This is a genomic window from Thiocapsa marina 5811 (assembly GCF_000223985.1).
GTDB lineage: Bacteria > Pseudomonadota > Gammaproteobacteria > Chromatiales > Chromatiaceae > Thiocapsa > Thiocapsa marina.
In genome coordinates this window covers 1-12,277 of the sequence record NZ_AFWV01000015.1, presented here as the reverse complement: position 1 = coordinate 12,277, position 12,277 = coordinate 1, and the positions used below count along the sequence as shown (strand labels likewise).

Sequence of the window (12,277 nt, the reverse complement as noted above, 5' to 3'; positions counted from 1 at the left end):
GCAGTTGACCGCTTCGTGCTTCATGCAAGGCTTTGACTGCCTTGAAGATCGTGGTCGTCCGAGGGATCACCCGCCGAGTGACGGCCGCTACGCCCCCTGGAGCACGCCCCGCGCGGCGCCCGGCTGCGTTGCAACGCGTTGGCGTAGAACCACTACGCCGCCTCGTTGCGCCTTGCCGGACACCGCGCGGAACGCACTCCAGGGGGCGTTCAACTGCCGGATCTAGGTTAAACCGCGCAAGGCGTCGCGGTCATTCCAAGCGACGCGGCGAGCAGCCGGACCATGCCGGACTCGATCTCGGGCATCGACACGCCCGGGACCAGGTCCGACAGCCGGGTCACGGCAAGACCGGGATAACCGCAGGGGTTGATTCGCCCGAATGGCTCCGGATCCAGGTTCACGTTCAGGGCGAGACCGTGGTAACTGCAGCCGTTGCGGATGCGCAGACCGAGCGAGGCGATCTTGGCACCGGCGACATAGACACCGGGCGCATCCGCGCGACGCTCGGCCGCTACATCCAGGGTTGCGAGCAGATCGATGACGACCTGCTCCAAGAGACTCACCAGCCGCTTGACCCCGAGCCCGGCCCGACGCAGATCGAGCAAGACGTAGACGACCAACTGTCCGGGGCCGTGATAGGTGACCTGCCCGCCGCGGTCCACCTTGACGACCGGGATTCGGCCCGGATCCAGCAAGTGCTCCTCGCGGCCGGCCTGGCCGAGCGTGAACACGGGCGGGTGCTCGAGCAACCAGAGCTCATCGGGGGTGTCGGGGCCGCGCAGATCGGTGAACCCGCGCATCGCCTCCAAGGTGGGCAGATACTCCCGATACCCCGGGAGACGACGCACCAGGAGCAGCGGGCGCGTATCGGCCGCATCCAGGCTCATATCACCCAAACGATCGACTGGTGGGCCGTGAGATCGCAATAGATGGCGTCGAGCTGCGCGCGGCTTTCCGCCTGGACGGTCAGGGTCACGGAGACCCATTTGCCGCCGCTGCTCAAACGGGCGCTCACGTCCGCCGCCACGGGTCGTTCTGCATGCCGGCTCACGATCTCGACGACCAACGCCTCGATGTCGCCGTCGGCAAGGCCCATCGCCTTGATCGGAAAGCGGCAGGGAAAGACCAGAAGGGGCTCGGACGGGTTTTCGTCGGACATATCGGCCTCGGATGTTGTCGGCCTCGAAGCCGACGCCCTGGACGGAATCGGTTTCCACGGAGGCTTAGATTCGGCCATCACGCACCTAGGATGTTCGGTTGCGGGCCTGATCCGGATCAGAACATTCGCAGAACACTGTCCTTGGCCTTCTGCCAGAGACTCCCTTCGCCGATGTCCTCGAGGGCCACCAGCGGCACGCGATTGAGCTCTTCCTCGCCGAGCATGACCACGATCTCGCCGACTTGCGAACCGCGCGCGATCGGGGCGGTCAAGCCATCCTCGGACTTTTCCAGACGCGCGGCGAGCTCGGCGTAGCGCCCGCGCTGGAATGTCGCAAAGACATCCGCCTCGGGACCGACCGGCAGCATGTCCTTGTCGCCCATCCAGACGCGCAGGGTCTCGACCGGCTCGTCGGCGGGATACAGGCGATGGCTCTCGTAGACGCGAAAACCGTAGTTCATCAAGGCAAGGCTGGCCTCGGCGCGCGCATTGGGTGTGGGCGAGCCCATCACCACCGAGACGAGCCGCATGTCGTCGCGCTTGGACGAGGACACCAGACAGTACCCGGCGGCCTGGGTGTAGCCGGTCTTGACACCGTCGGCGGACTCGTCGCGGCGCAGCATGGGATTGCGGTTTTGCTGCGTGATCCCGTTGAAGGTGAACTCACGCGTGCTGTACCAGGCGTAAAACTCGGGAAACTCGCGGATGATCGCCATGGCGACCGTGGCGATGTCGCGCGCAGTGATATAGAGATCCGGATCCGGCAAGCCGTGAGGATTGGTGAAATGACTTCCGGTCATCCCGAGCCGTTTTGCATGGACGTTCATGAGGTCCGCAAAGGCATCGACGCTTCCCCCGACATGCTCGGCCAAGGCCACGCTGGCGTCGTTGCCCGACTGAACGATCATACCCATCAGCAGGTCCTGGATGCTGACCTGTTTGCCCACCTCGATGAACATCTTGGAACCGCCGGTACGCCAGGCCCGCTCGCTGACGAGGGCCGTATCGGTCAGGGCGACCTTGCCCGCCGCGATCTCGCGGAACACGACGTAGCCGGTCATGATCTTGGTCAGGCTTGCCGGCTCGAGTCGCTCGTCCGCATTCATCTCGGCGAGAATCTGCCCGCTGTTGAAGTCGAGCAGCAGATAGCCCTTGGCCGCGACCTGGGGCGGATCCGGGACGGGTTGCCGAGTTTGCGCCGCCACCGGAAGCGCAAAGACACAGACCAGCAACAACAGCTTGGAGGCTAACTTCATGAGGGATATCCGCAGGTCGGAAGGGTAGGCGAGTGTTCGGGTGCATTCTAACCGCCGCCCGGCGCATTTGGCATCCGCATCGGCGGGAACCCGGACGCATCCGCGGGGCGCTAGCGTCTTACGGCTGAACCAAGGCCGCCTGCTCGGCGCCGCGGATCGCTTCGCTGAGCTGGTAGACGGCCATCGCGTAGAGGTTGCTGTGGTTATAGCGGGTGATGGCGTAGAAATTCTCCAACCCGATCCAGTATTCGTCCTCGACGCCGTCGAGCCGGATCAAGCTCGCGGACGCCTCGGCCGGCAGCGGCTCGTTCCATTCCACGCCCGCGGCGCGCAGTGCACCTGCGGTTGTCTCGGGCGGGGCGGGAGTCTTCTCGATCGGCGTGATCCCGACCGGAACCCCGGAGGTCAGCCGCGCCCCGAAGGCGACCGGCTCGCCCGCACGCCAGCCATGCTCCTTGAAATAGTTGGCGACGCTCCCGACGACATCCGCGTTGCTGTCCCATAAGTCGCGCCGACCGTCCCCGTCGAAGTCCACCGCATAACGGCGATAGCTCGACGAGATGAACTGGGGCTTGCCCATCGCGCCGGCGTAGGAGCCGACGACTCGGAGCGGATCCAGCTGCTCTTGGCGACCGAGCAAGAGAAACGCCTCGAGCTCGCGGCGGAAGAATTCCGCCCGCCTGGGATAGGCGAACCCGAGCGTCGTCAGCGCATCGATCACCCGATGCTTGCCCATGTTGGCACCGTAGTTGGTTTCGACCCCGATAATGGCGACGATGATCTGCGGGGGAACGCCGTAATCGGCCTCTGCACGCGCGAGCAAAACCCGATTGCTGCGCAGGAAGGTCACACCGCCGGCGATCCGCTCGGGCGTGACGAAGAGCGCCCGATAGTCGCGCCAGGGCTTGGCCTCGTAGGGCCGATCCATAGCGTCGACGATGGCCTGACTGTAGCGTGCATCGGAAAGCACACCCTGCAGCGCGGCGGGATCGAATCCATGCCGCTCGACCATCTCGCGCGCGAAGATCTCGGCCTCGGCCGCGTATCCGGCCGGCTCGGCATGCGGATGCGACGCGGCGAGCAGTACCCCTGCGGCGAAGAGAAAGCGGTGGGCAATCATCATGGGCCAAACCTCGTTGGTTGTTCCGAAGCCCGACGCGGCGCGAGGCGATTGCGCCGCGGCTTCGGTCATCGACGCCTCGAAACATCCGCCGTGCTGCGCTAAACCGCGTCACGACGAAGGTCGGAAAAATCCTCGAGCCCGACACGACATGACGATGACGCATTTCACTCCGGACGCGGTTTAGGACGCTGCGCGCGAGCGGATCCGATGGGTATGTATGCCCATGATGATGCCGAATCCGGCCATCAGGGTCACCATCGAGGTCCCTCCGTAGCTGATCAGCGGCAGCGGAACACCGACGACCGGCAGCAAACCCGTGACCATGCCGGTGTTGACGAAGACATAGACGAAAAACACCAGGGTCAGAGCGCCGGCCAGCAAACGCCCGAAGCGATCCTGCGCCCGCGCCGTAATCACCAAACCGCGCAGGATGATGAAGAGATAGAGCGCGAACAGGGCCAAGATCCCGGTGAACCCGAACTCCTCGCCGATCACGGCGAAGATGAAATCGGTATTGCGCTCCGGCAGGAACTCCAGGTGCGACTGAGTACCGTTGAGCCAACCCTTCCCGTCGATCCCGCCCGAGCCGATCGCGATCTTGGACTGAATGATGTGATAGCCCGATCCAAGCGGGTCGGACTCCGGATTCAGGAAGGTCAGGACGCGCTCGCGCTGATAGTCATGCAGGCCGATCCAGACGAGCGGGGTCACGGCGGCAACCACGCCTGCAAGCGAAAGGATCATGACCCAGCCCATGCCGGCCACGAAGAGCACCATGACACCGGCACTGGCGACCAACAGCGAGGTTCCCAGATCCGGCTGCTTGGCGATCAATACGACCGGAATCAAAGTCGCCACGGCCGCGAGCACTACCCATAGGAGCTTTGGCGGCAAGGCGCGAGCGCTGAGCATCCAGGCCAGCATCATGGGCACCGCGAGCTTGAGGATCTCCGAAGGCTGAAAGCGAACGATGCCGAAATCCAGCCAACGCTGCGCCCCCTTGCCGACATCCCCGACCAGGAGCACCGCGATCAGCATCGTGACGCCGACCCCGTAGAGCAGCGGAGACCAGCTGCGCAACCGCGCCGGGGAGACCTGCGCAACCGCGATCATCAGGCCGAATGCCACCCCGAGCCGAACCAACTGCCGCTCGACCGCGGCTGGATCCTGGTCGCTCGCACTGAAGAGCACCATCAGACCAAAACCGCACAGGGCCAGGAGACCCGCCAACAACGGGGCGTCCAGGTGGATCCGTTGCCAAAAACCCGGGCGCCCCTGGTCGAGTGGATCCTCGGAAAAATAGCTGCTCGACCTAATCGCCACGCTCGCCTCCGGTATCGCTCTGCGCACTCGGCTCGCTCGCGCCGCCGAGGTAAGCATCGATGATGCGACGCGCGACCGGTGCCGCGGTGGCGCCGCCCCCGCCGCCGTTCTCGACGATGACCGCTAGGGCGATGCGCGGATCCTCGACCGGGGCGAAGGCGACAAACAGTGCGTGGTCTTTGAGATGCTTGGGGAGCGTCGCCGCGTTGTAGCGCTGGTTCTGGCCGAGGCTGAAAACCTGCGATGTCCCCGTCTTGCCGGCGATGCGGTAGTCGGTGCTGCGGATGCGCCGAGCGGTACCGGATTCAACGACCTTGGCCATTGCGTCGATGATCAGCCCCCATTGATGTTCGTCGGCGAGATTGATCGTATGCGAGACCAGCGGCAACTGCTCGGCAGCAGAAGCGCCGGGAGCCTGTGCGGCGCGCGCGACCTGCGGGCGAATCACCTTGCCGTGATTGGCGATGGCCGCCGTGGCGACGGCCAACTGCAGCGGAGTCGCCAGGAAAGAGCCCTGCCCGATGCCCACGATCAGGGTCTCGCCGGGATACCACGCCTGTTTGCGGACCCGTTGCTTCCATTCACGCGTCGGCATCAGTCCGCCCAGCTCCCCGGCGACATCGATCCCGGTCGGGGCGCCGAAGCCGAAGTCCGAGAGAAAGCCCGAGAGTCGATCGATCCCCAGCCGGTTGGCCAGATCATAGAAATAGACGTCGCAGGACTGCACCAGCGCTTGCTCCAGGCTCAAGGCACCATGACCGCCGCGACGCCAGCAACGAAACCGATGGGAGTGTCCCGGCAGACTGAACGCCCCGGAGCAATAGGTCGCACGTCGCGAGGTCGTGACCCCCGCAGCGAGCCCGGCGAGTGCGACGAACTGCTTGATGGTCGAGCCCGGCGGATACTGTCCGCGTACCGCTCGGTTGAACAAGGGTTTGTCGGGCGAGCTCAGCAGGGCTTGGTAATCGGTCTGACTGATCCCCTCCACGAACAGATTGGGGTCGAAGCTCGGGTTGCTCACGAGCGCCAAGATGCCGCCGTTGCGCGGATCCAGGGCGACCACCGCACCGCGCTCCTCGCCGAGTGCCTCCTTCGCCACCTGCTGCAGACCGATATCCAGGTACAGATGCAGATCCTTCCCGGATACCGGCGGCTGGCTCTCGAGCGTGCGGATCACCCGACCGCGGGCGTTGACCTCCACCTGCTGGTAGCCGACCTGACCGTGCAGCAGGGCCTCGTGCGCCTTCTCCAGGCCGCCCTTGCCGATGAAGTGGCTGCCGGCGTAATTGCTTTTGTCGATCCGGGCGAGCTCCTGCTCGTTGATCCGTCCGACATAGCCGAGCACGTGCGCGGTGTGCTCCCCGAGCGGATAGGTGCGGACCAGCTCCGCGCGGATGTCGACACCGGCGAAGCGATGCCCGTCGACCGCGAAGCGCGCGACCTCGGCCGGCGTAAGATTCAGCCGGATCGGCACGCCCTGAAACCGCATCCGCTGTTGTTTCTGGCGCTCGAAGCGGGCGCGATCCCGGGGCTCGATCCGGATGACTCGGGACAGCTCCTCGATGGTGGCATCCAGGTCGTCCACCTTCTCGATCGTGATCTCCAACGAAAAAGACGGGTGGTTGTCCGCAAGCAAGATCCCGTTGGCGTCGTAGACGAGCCCACGTGCCGGCGGCAAGGGCTGGACCTTGACCCGGTTGTCGCGGGACAACACCGAGAAATGATCGTGCTGATCGACTTGGAGGTGCATCAGTCGCACCACGACGAGCGAGAGCGCGGCGATCACCAGCGCTGCGGCAATCCAAGCGCGGCTCGCGACCAAGCGGGCCTCGCGTTTGCGGTCTTCCAGATTCGCTTCGAGCATTAAACCGCGCTCGGTGATGCAGCACCAAACGTCGGGAGGTGCCCCGTGGCTTTGCGGTTTCGGTGAACCTTGGCGTCGGCACGGTTTAAGTCAAAAAGATTCAAAATTTTAGACCGCGTTTGCTGAAACGGGCATTGGTGCGACGACGCTATGGCCGAGACGAGATGGGGGCATGTCACGTTGAACGCGGTCTAGTCTAGACCAAACCGGCGCGGCGACCGAGGTCGTTGAGGATCACGAAGAGCCAGGGCCAGAGCAGAAGGCCGAGCAGGGTCGGCACCCAGTAGATCAGGAAGGGCAAAGGCTGGCCCGTCGCAGCCAGGACCCATAGATTGAGCAGCCGCTCCACCAGAAGCAACACCCACACGAAAAGGGCCTGCTGCCACAGGGGGAAGAGACGGATGCGTTGGTGAAGCTCGACGGCTGCGTAGGCGATGAGCGAGAGCCCCAAGGCATGCTGACCGAACAAGGAGCCGGTGACCAGATCGACGGCCAAACCCGCGGCGAAGGCGGCGAAGACCCCGAAACGCTCCGGCACCGTCAGACACCAGTACAGGGCAACGAGCACGACCCACTGCGGCCGGAAGGCATCCGTCGCGGCAGGCATCGGCAAGACCGTGAGAAAGAGGGCGACCAGAAGACTGACGAAGATCAGCCAGCCGCCGCGCGGTGCTGCATCCGTCATGGCGTGGCGTCTTCGCTCGACTCTGCGCCGGTCAGCGCCTTCTGCTGCATCTGCGGATCAAGGGTCCAGACCAAAAGGACCTCGCGGCTACGATCGAGCCGTGCGGTCGGCTCGGCCAACACGGTCGTGAAGGGATTGTCCGGATCCTGGCGCACCGTGGTCACCCGTGCGACCGGATAACCCCGGGGGAAACGCTCGCCCATTCCGGAGGTCACCAACAAATCGCCCTCTCGGACGTCTGCATTCTTGGGGATGAAGAGCAGCTCCAGGCCCTGGCCGACACCGGAACCCGCCGCGATCGCGCGCAAACCGTTGCGGTTGACCTCCACCGGGAGCGAGTGATCCGAGTCGGTGATCAGGAGTACGACGGACGAGAAGGGGTTGGTCCGGATCACCTGCCCCATCACGGCATTGGCATCCAAGACCGGTTGTCCGACGAAGACGCCCGAGCTCGCGCCCTTGTTCACCATCACCTGTTGCCGCGAAGGCGTGAGATCCACGGCCAGGATCTCGGCGATCAGGACCCGCTCGCCGATGTTGAACGACGAACCGAGCAGGTCGCGCAAACGCATATTCTCGGCTTCCAATGACTCGAACTGCTGCAGACGGGCCTTCAACAAGAGGTTCTCGCGGCCCAGCGCCGTGGTCATCGCGCGCAACTGCGCGGCGTCCGTGAGGCGATCGCGGGTGGCGCGCACGAGTGCGGCCGGCACATTCACGGCCAAATGCAGCGGGTAGGCCAGGACGGACAGCAGCGAGCGCACGCGCTCGAGGTGGTCGAACCGATGGTCGGCGATAATGAGGCCCAGCGCGCACACCACCGCCAGGATCACCCGGAGGGTGGGCGACGGCCCGCGAAGGAAGAGCGGTTTGATGGGATCACTCGGTCGTGAAGAGATCGACCCCCCGCGCATCGAGCATCTCCAGCGCCTTGCCGCCGCCGCGCGCCACGCAGGTCAAGGGATCTTCGGCCACGACCACCGGCAGACCCGTTTCCTCTTCGACCAGACGGTCGAAATCGCGCAACAGGGATCCGCCGCCGGTCAGCACGATGCCGCGCTCGGCCACGTCGGAGCCGAGCTCGGGCGGGGTCTGCTCCAAAGCCATCTTCACCGAGCCGACGATCGCCGCCAGCGGCTCCTGCAGGGCTTCGAGGATCTCGTTGCTGTTGAGCGTGAAGCTGCGCGGGATACCCTCGGCGAGGTTGCGCCCGCGCACCTCGATCTCCAGCACCTCGTTGCCCGGGAAGGCCGATCCGATACTGTGTTTGATGCGCTCGGCCGTCGCCTCGCCGATGAGCGTGCCGTAGTTGCGCCGGACGTAGTTGATGATGGCATCGTCGAAGGTGTCGCCGCCGACCCGGATCGATGCCGAATAGACGATGCCGTTGAGCGAGATGATGGCTACCTCGGAGGTGCCGCCGCCGATGTCGATCACCATGCAGCCGCGCGGCTCGTGCACCGCAAGACCCGCCCCGATCGCCGCCGACATGGGCTCTTCGATCAAGAAGACCTCGCGCGCCCCGGCACCGGCCGCCGACTCCTTGATGGCACGTCGCTCCACCTGGGTCGAGCCGCAAGGCACACAGATGAGCACGCGCGGGCTGGGGCGAATCAGGCGCGACTCGTGCACCTTGTGGATAAAGTACTGGAGCATCTTCTCGGTGATGGTGAAATCGGCGATCACACCATCCTTGAGCGGACGAATCGCCGTGATGCTCTGCGGCGTGCGCCCGAGCATCATTTTGGCCTCTTCGCCGACGGCGACCACCGTTTTGCCCCCGCCTTTGCGCTCGTGACGGATCGCGACCACCGACGGCTCGTTGAGGACGATCCCCTGGTCACGCGCAAAGATGAGCGTGTTGGCCGTACCCAAATCGATCGAAAGATCGTTCGAGAAGATTCCACGAAGACTTCTGAAGAACATCAGGTGCGTACCTTGCGGGAGATAGAGGAGATCGCCGGCTCTCCCGCGGGCATCCTGGACAAGGATCCGCCGGGAAATCCATCGGAAAACGGCGAGCTAATCTAACAACGCAAGGGAGGATCGGCAAGGCGGGTGTTCACGCCGCGCATCCCGGCGACACGCTGCACGTTTGGCCGGGACGACAAGACCGCGCCGCTAGCTTTTCGGCGGGACGTAACCCTCGGGCATCTCCGCGCCTTCGCCGAAGAAATACTTGTCCATCTGCTCCTCGAGAAATTTGCGCGACTTGGGATCCATCGGGCTCAATCGATTCTCGTTGATCAGCATGGTCTGGTGGCGAAGCCAGTCCTGCCACGCCTGCTTGGACACGTTGGCGTGGATGCGCTTGCCGAGCTCGCCCGGATAGGGCGCCCGATCCAGGCCCTCGGCCTCGCGGCCGAGCTTGACGCAGTGAACCATGTGAGTCATGAGACGTCTCCGTGTGGTTGCGCACGAACGGGCGATTGCGCTCGGCCGGCTTGAAAACGGTCCAGGATGTCTTTTACAGGCGCAGGTAAGCCGAGAGCATCGAGGTCGGCCCGATTCAGCCAGCGCCGACCCGCGTCGTCGGCAACCTGGCCGGGCATCGTGTCGAGCTGCACGAGCGCGATTCGGATATCCAGGTTGAAGTGGGAGAAGGAGTGACGGCGCGCCCCGATCATTTCAACCCGGGCGGGTACAACACCGAGCCCGGCGAGACACCAGTCGCGCGGATCCGCGCCGGGCGCGATCTCGGGCAGACTCCAGAGCCCGCCCCAGATCCCGCTCTTGGGCCGACGCTCGAGCAGGATGTCGCCGGTCGGATCGACGAGGAGCAGCATCAAGGTCTCGCGCTCCGCTGGACTCCGGCGCGGGCGGGGTGTCGGGAGCTCGGCCTGGCGGCCCGAGCGGCGCGCGACACACCGCTCGGACAGCGGACAACGCGCGCAGGCCGGGGCACGACGGGTGCAGAGCGTTGCGCCCAGATCCATCATGCCCTGGTTGTAGGCGCCGACGCGGTTCTCCGGCGTGAGCCGTTCGGCCAGCGTCCAGAGACGCGCGAGCACGGGAGCTTGGCCGGGCCAACCCTCGACGCCGAAGGCCCGCGCCAGCACTCGCTTGACGTTGCCGTCGAGGATCGGATGGGGTTGGTCCAAGGCGAGCGAGAGCACCGCACCGGCCGTGGAGCGGCCGATGCCGGGGAGCGCGAGCAAGGGTTCGATCGCCGTCGGAAACACCCCGCCGTGCAGATCGCGAATCAGACCGGCGGCGCGATGGAGATTGCGGGCACGGGCGTAGTAGCCGAGCCCGGACCAGATGGCCATCAGGCGATCCTCCGACGTCTCGGCAAGATCCGCCACCGTCGGGAACTGCGCGAGAAAACGCTCGAAGTAGGGGATCACGACCGCGACCTGCGTCTGCTGGAGCATGATCTCGGAGACCCAGACCCGGTAGGGACTCGGGTCGCGTTGCCAGGGAAGATCCTTGCGCCCGTGACGATCGAACCAACCGAGCACGGCCTCGCTGAACCACTCCGACGTGTCTGCGGTCATGGGCTCATGCTCTCCTCGGTGCGACGAGACCGGCGCGCCGGCATCACGATCCGACCTCCGCGCGCGCCTGTCCGCAATTCCAGCAGAGGTCGAAATCACCGTCCACGGATTCGCCGCAACCGGTGCAGGACCAGGTCGCGGCATTGCTCGGACGCCGGGCATCGGCCTGAAACCGACCGAGGAGCTCGCGGCCGCGCTCGAGGTGGGCGTCGTCCACGACCCAGAGCGTCGGACCGATGTCGGCAGGCAGACCGCCCGCCGCGCCCGAGAGATAGTCACCCAGGATGACGGCCTCGACGAGATGCCGGTCCAGAAAGTCCAACAGGAGCTGAGCCTCGATGCGATCTCGAGCCTGATAGAGACGTTGCATGAGGGGCCTACCGACAGGCCACGACGGTCGCGGCAGGGGAATGCGAAGCGGGGGAAGATGGAGCGGGTGATGGGAATCGAACCCACGCTATCAGCTTGGGAAGCTGAAGTTCTACCATTGAACTACACCCGCTTTGATCGCTTAGTTTAGGCGCTGCCCGCCGCGCAATCAAGATCGCGACCGAATTCGCCCGGTTAAACCGCGCCCGGCGCAGTCTGCGCTGTTTTCGGATGGGATCGGTCCAGGCAGATTAGAGGGCCGCCGCAGACCCCGCGGTTGAGTAAATTAGACATTCGATCACTTCAAATCGTGCCCCCGGGAGGGGCCGCCGATGCGCCAAACGCCGAGCTCACTCGAACGTCGGCATCTCGCTCCGGACGCGGTGTAGATCAGGCATCCATCCCGTACATCTCTTCGATCTCCTCCCGATATCGAGTGACGACCATGGCCCGCTTCACCTTCATGGTCGGCGTCAGCAGACCGTTGTCGATGGACCAGGGCTCGAGCGTCGGGGTCGCGCGTCGAATCTTGGCATAGCCCGGAAAATCGTGCAGCGCGGATCGGATCCGTTTGAGGATCAGTTTGTTGAGCTGAGGATCTCGCAGGCTTTCCGGGCGCTCCGGATCCAGCCCATGCTCACGCGCCAGACCGGGCCAAAGATCCGCGTTCAAGACCAACAAGGCCGTGAGGTAGGAGTGACCCTCGCCGAGCACAACCACCTGATCGAACAGAGGATCCATTGCGATCGCCATCTCGAGATCCGCGGGCGGAACCTTCTCGCCGTTGGACAGGACCAGAATGTCCTTCAATCGCCCGGTAATGTAGTGCCTGAACAGAAACCACGTTTTCTATTTCCGAACAGTGGGTTATAATATGTCCCCATGATCGAAGATCATGCCGATTTTCGATCGAGAGGGGCAGAGAAAACGCTAACCTATTGATTTCCTGATGACTCGAAGGCGATTTCGGCCGATTTTCGCCGGGGCATGCCATGAGTCTT

Annotated in this window: 13 protein-coding genes and 1 tRNA gene; all 14 read right to left on the bottom strand. The window is 64.5% G+C overall.

Features of this window, described 5'->3' with window-relative positions; translation table 11 throughout:
• Positions 1 to 227: 227 nt before the first annotated feature.
• The 14 genes from lipB to THIMADRAFT_RS19690 all read right to left on the bottom strand — a co-directional run bounded on the left by lipB (position 228) and on the right by THIMADRAFT_RS19690 (position 12,086).
• A complete protein-coding gene (gene lipB, locus THIMADRAFT_RS19755; protein WP_007194869.1) occupies positions 228 to 887 on the bottom strand; it encodes a lipoyl(octanoyl) transferase LipB in 660 nt (219 codons plus the stop codon).
• Entirely contained in the window at positions 884 to 1,159 is a 276-nt protein-coding gene (locus tag THIMADRAFT_RS19750) for a YbeD family protein (RefSeq protein ID WP_007194868.1), read from the bottom strand. Before THIMADRAFT_RS19750 ends, lipB begins: the two co-directional genes overlap by 4 nt.
• 116 nt (positions 1,160 to 1,275) lie before the next feature.
• Positions 1,276 to 2,415, bottom strand: a complete 1,140-nt coding sequence (locus tag THIMADRAFT_RS19745; protein WP_007194867.1) for a D-alanyl-D-alanine carboxypeptidase family protein — start codon at positions 2,413 to 2,415, stop codon at positions 1,276 to 1,278.
• 118 nt (positions 2,416 to 2,533) lie between these two features.
• Complete coding sequence (gene mltB, locus THIMADRAFT_RS19740; protein ID WP_139052924.1) at positions 2,534 to 3,535, bottom strand: lytic murein transglycosylase B; 1,002 nt, start codon at positions 3,533 to 3,535, stop codon at positions 2,534 to 2,536.
• Positions 3,536 to 3,718: 183 nt separating this feature from the next.
• Complete coding sequence (gene rodA / locus THIMADRAFT_RS19735; protein WP_007194865.1) at positions 3,719 to 4,861, bottom strand: rod shape-determining protein RodA; 1,143 nt, start codon at positions 4,859 to 4,861, stop codon at positions 3,719 to 3,721.
• On the bottom strand, positions 4,851 to 6,725 hold the full coding sequence (mrdA, locus tag THIMADRAFT_RS19730) for a penicillin-binding protein 2 (RefSeq protein WP_007194864.1): 1,875 nt from the start codon (positions 6,723 to 6,725) through the stop codon (positions 4,851 to 4,853). Before mrdA ends, rodA begins: the two co-directional genes overlap by 11 nt.
• 196 nt (positions 6,726 to 6,921) lie before the next feature.
• Positions 6,922 to 7,410, bottom strand: coding sequence for a rod shape-determining protein MreD (gene mreD / locus THIMADRAFT_RS19725; RefSeq protein ID WP_007194863.1), 489 nt, complete (start codon positions 7,408 to 7,410; stop codon positions 6,922 to 6,924).
• Positions 7,407 to 8,324, bottom strand: coding sequence for a rod shape-determining protein MreC (gene mreC / locus THIMADRAFT_RS19720; RefSeq protein WP_007194862.1), 918 nt, complete (start codon positions 8,322 to 8,324; stop codon positions 7,407 to 7,409). Before mreC ends, mreD begins: the two co-directional genes overlap by 4 nt.
• Positions 8,290 to 9,336 (bottom strand): rod shape-determining protein, encoded by a 1,047-nt coding sequence (locus THIMADRAFT_RS19715; protein ID WP_007194861.1) that lies wholly within the window; start codon positions 9,334 to 9,336, stop codon positions 8,290 to 8,292. The genes mreC and THIMADRAFT_RS19715 overlap by 35 nt, the downstream gene beginning before the upstream one ends.
• A 195-nt stretch (positions 9,337 to 9,531) precedes the next feature.
• Positions 9,532 to 9,804 carry an oxidative damage protection protein gene (locus tag THIMADRAFT_RS19710; RefSeq protein WP_007194860.1) on the bottom strand — a complete coding sequence of 91 codons (273 nt, stop codon included), beginning with the start codon at positions 9,802 to 9,804 and terminating at the stop codon, positions 9,532 to 9,534.
• Entirely contained in the window at positions 9,801 to 10,907 is a 1,107-nt protein-coding gene (gene mutY / locus THIMADRAFT_RS19705; RefSeq protein WP_007194859.1) for an A/G-specific adenine glycosylase, read from the bottom strand. Before mutY ends, THIMADRAFT_RS19710 begins: the two co-directional genes overlap by 4 nt.
• Before the next feature lie 43 nt (positions 10,908 to 10,950).
• Positions 10,951 to 11,277, bottom strand: coding sequence for a putative signal transducing protein (locus THIMADRAFT_RS19700; RefSeq protein ID WP_007194858.1), 327 nt, complete (start codon positions 11,275 to 11,277; stop codon positions 10,951 to 10,953).
• Positions 11,278 to 11,335: 58 nt separating this feature from the next.
• A tRNA-Gly gene (locus THIMADRAFT_RS19695) sits at positions 11,336 to 11,409 on the bottom strand.
• A gap of 257 nt (positions 11,410 to 11,666) precedes the next feature.
• A complete protein-coding gene (locus tag THIMADRAFT_RS19690) occupies positions 11,667 to 12,086 on the bottom strand; it encodes a hypothetical protein (protein ID WP_007194857.1) in 420 nt (139 codons plus the stop codon).
• Positions 12,087 to 12,277: the final 191 nt, after the last annotated feature.

What these genes read in the sequence shown, in the direction of transcription:
- lipB (WP_007194869.1), bottom strand. Translation starts at nt 887, where the DNA reads ATGAGCCTGGATGCGGCCGATACGCGCCCGCTGCTCCTGGTGCGTCGT.
- mreC (WP_007194862.1), bottom strand. Translation starts at nt 8,324, where the DNA reads ATGCGCGGGGGGTCGATCTCTTCACGACCGAGTGATCCCATCAAACCG.
- THIMADRAFT_RS19715 (WP_007194861.1), bottom strand. Translation starts at nt 9,336, where the DNA reads ATGTTCTTCAGAAGTCTTCGTGGAATCTTCTCGAACGATCTTTCGATC.
- mutY (WP_007194859.1), bottom strand. Translation starts at nt 10,907, where the DNA reads ATGACCGCAGACACGTCGGAGTGGTTCAGCGAGGCCGTGCTCGGTTGG.
- THIMADRAFT_RS19745 (WP_007194867.1), bottom strand. Translation starts at nt 2,415, where the DNA reads ATGAAGTTAGCCTCCAAGCTGTTGTTGCTGGTCTGTGTCTTTGCGCTT.
- THIMADRAFT_RS19750 (WP_007194868.1), bottom strand. Translation starts at nt 1,159, where the DNA reads ATGTCCGACGAAAACCCGTCCGAGCCCCTTCTGGTCTTTCCCTGCCGC.
- mltB (WP_139052924.1), bottom strand. Translation starts at nt 3,535, where the DNA reads ATGATTGCCCACCGCTTTCTCTTCGCCGCAGGGGTACTGCTCGCCGCG.
- mreD (WP_007194863.1), bottom strand. Translation starts at nt 7,410, where the DNA reads ATGACGGATGCAGCACCGCGCGGCGGCTGGCTGATCTTCGTCAGTCTT.
- mrdA (WP_007194864.1), bottom strand. Translation starts at nt 6,725, where the DNA reads ATGCTCGAAGCGAATCTGGAAGACCGCAAACGCGAGGCCCGCTTGGTC.
- THIMADRAFT_RS19710 (WP_007194860.1), bottom strand. Translation starts at nt 9,804, where the DNA reads ATGACTCACATGGTTCACTGCGTCAAGCTCGGCCGCGAGGCCGAGGGC.
- THIMADRAFT_RS19700 (WP_007194858.1), bottom strand. Translation starts at nt 11,277, where the DNA reads ATGCAACGTCTCTATCAGGCTCGAGATCGCATCGAGGCTCAGCTCCTG.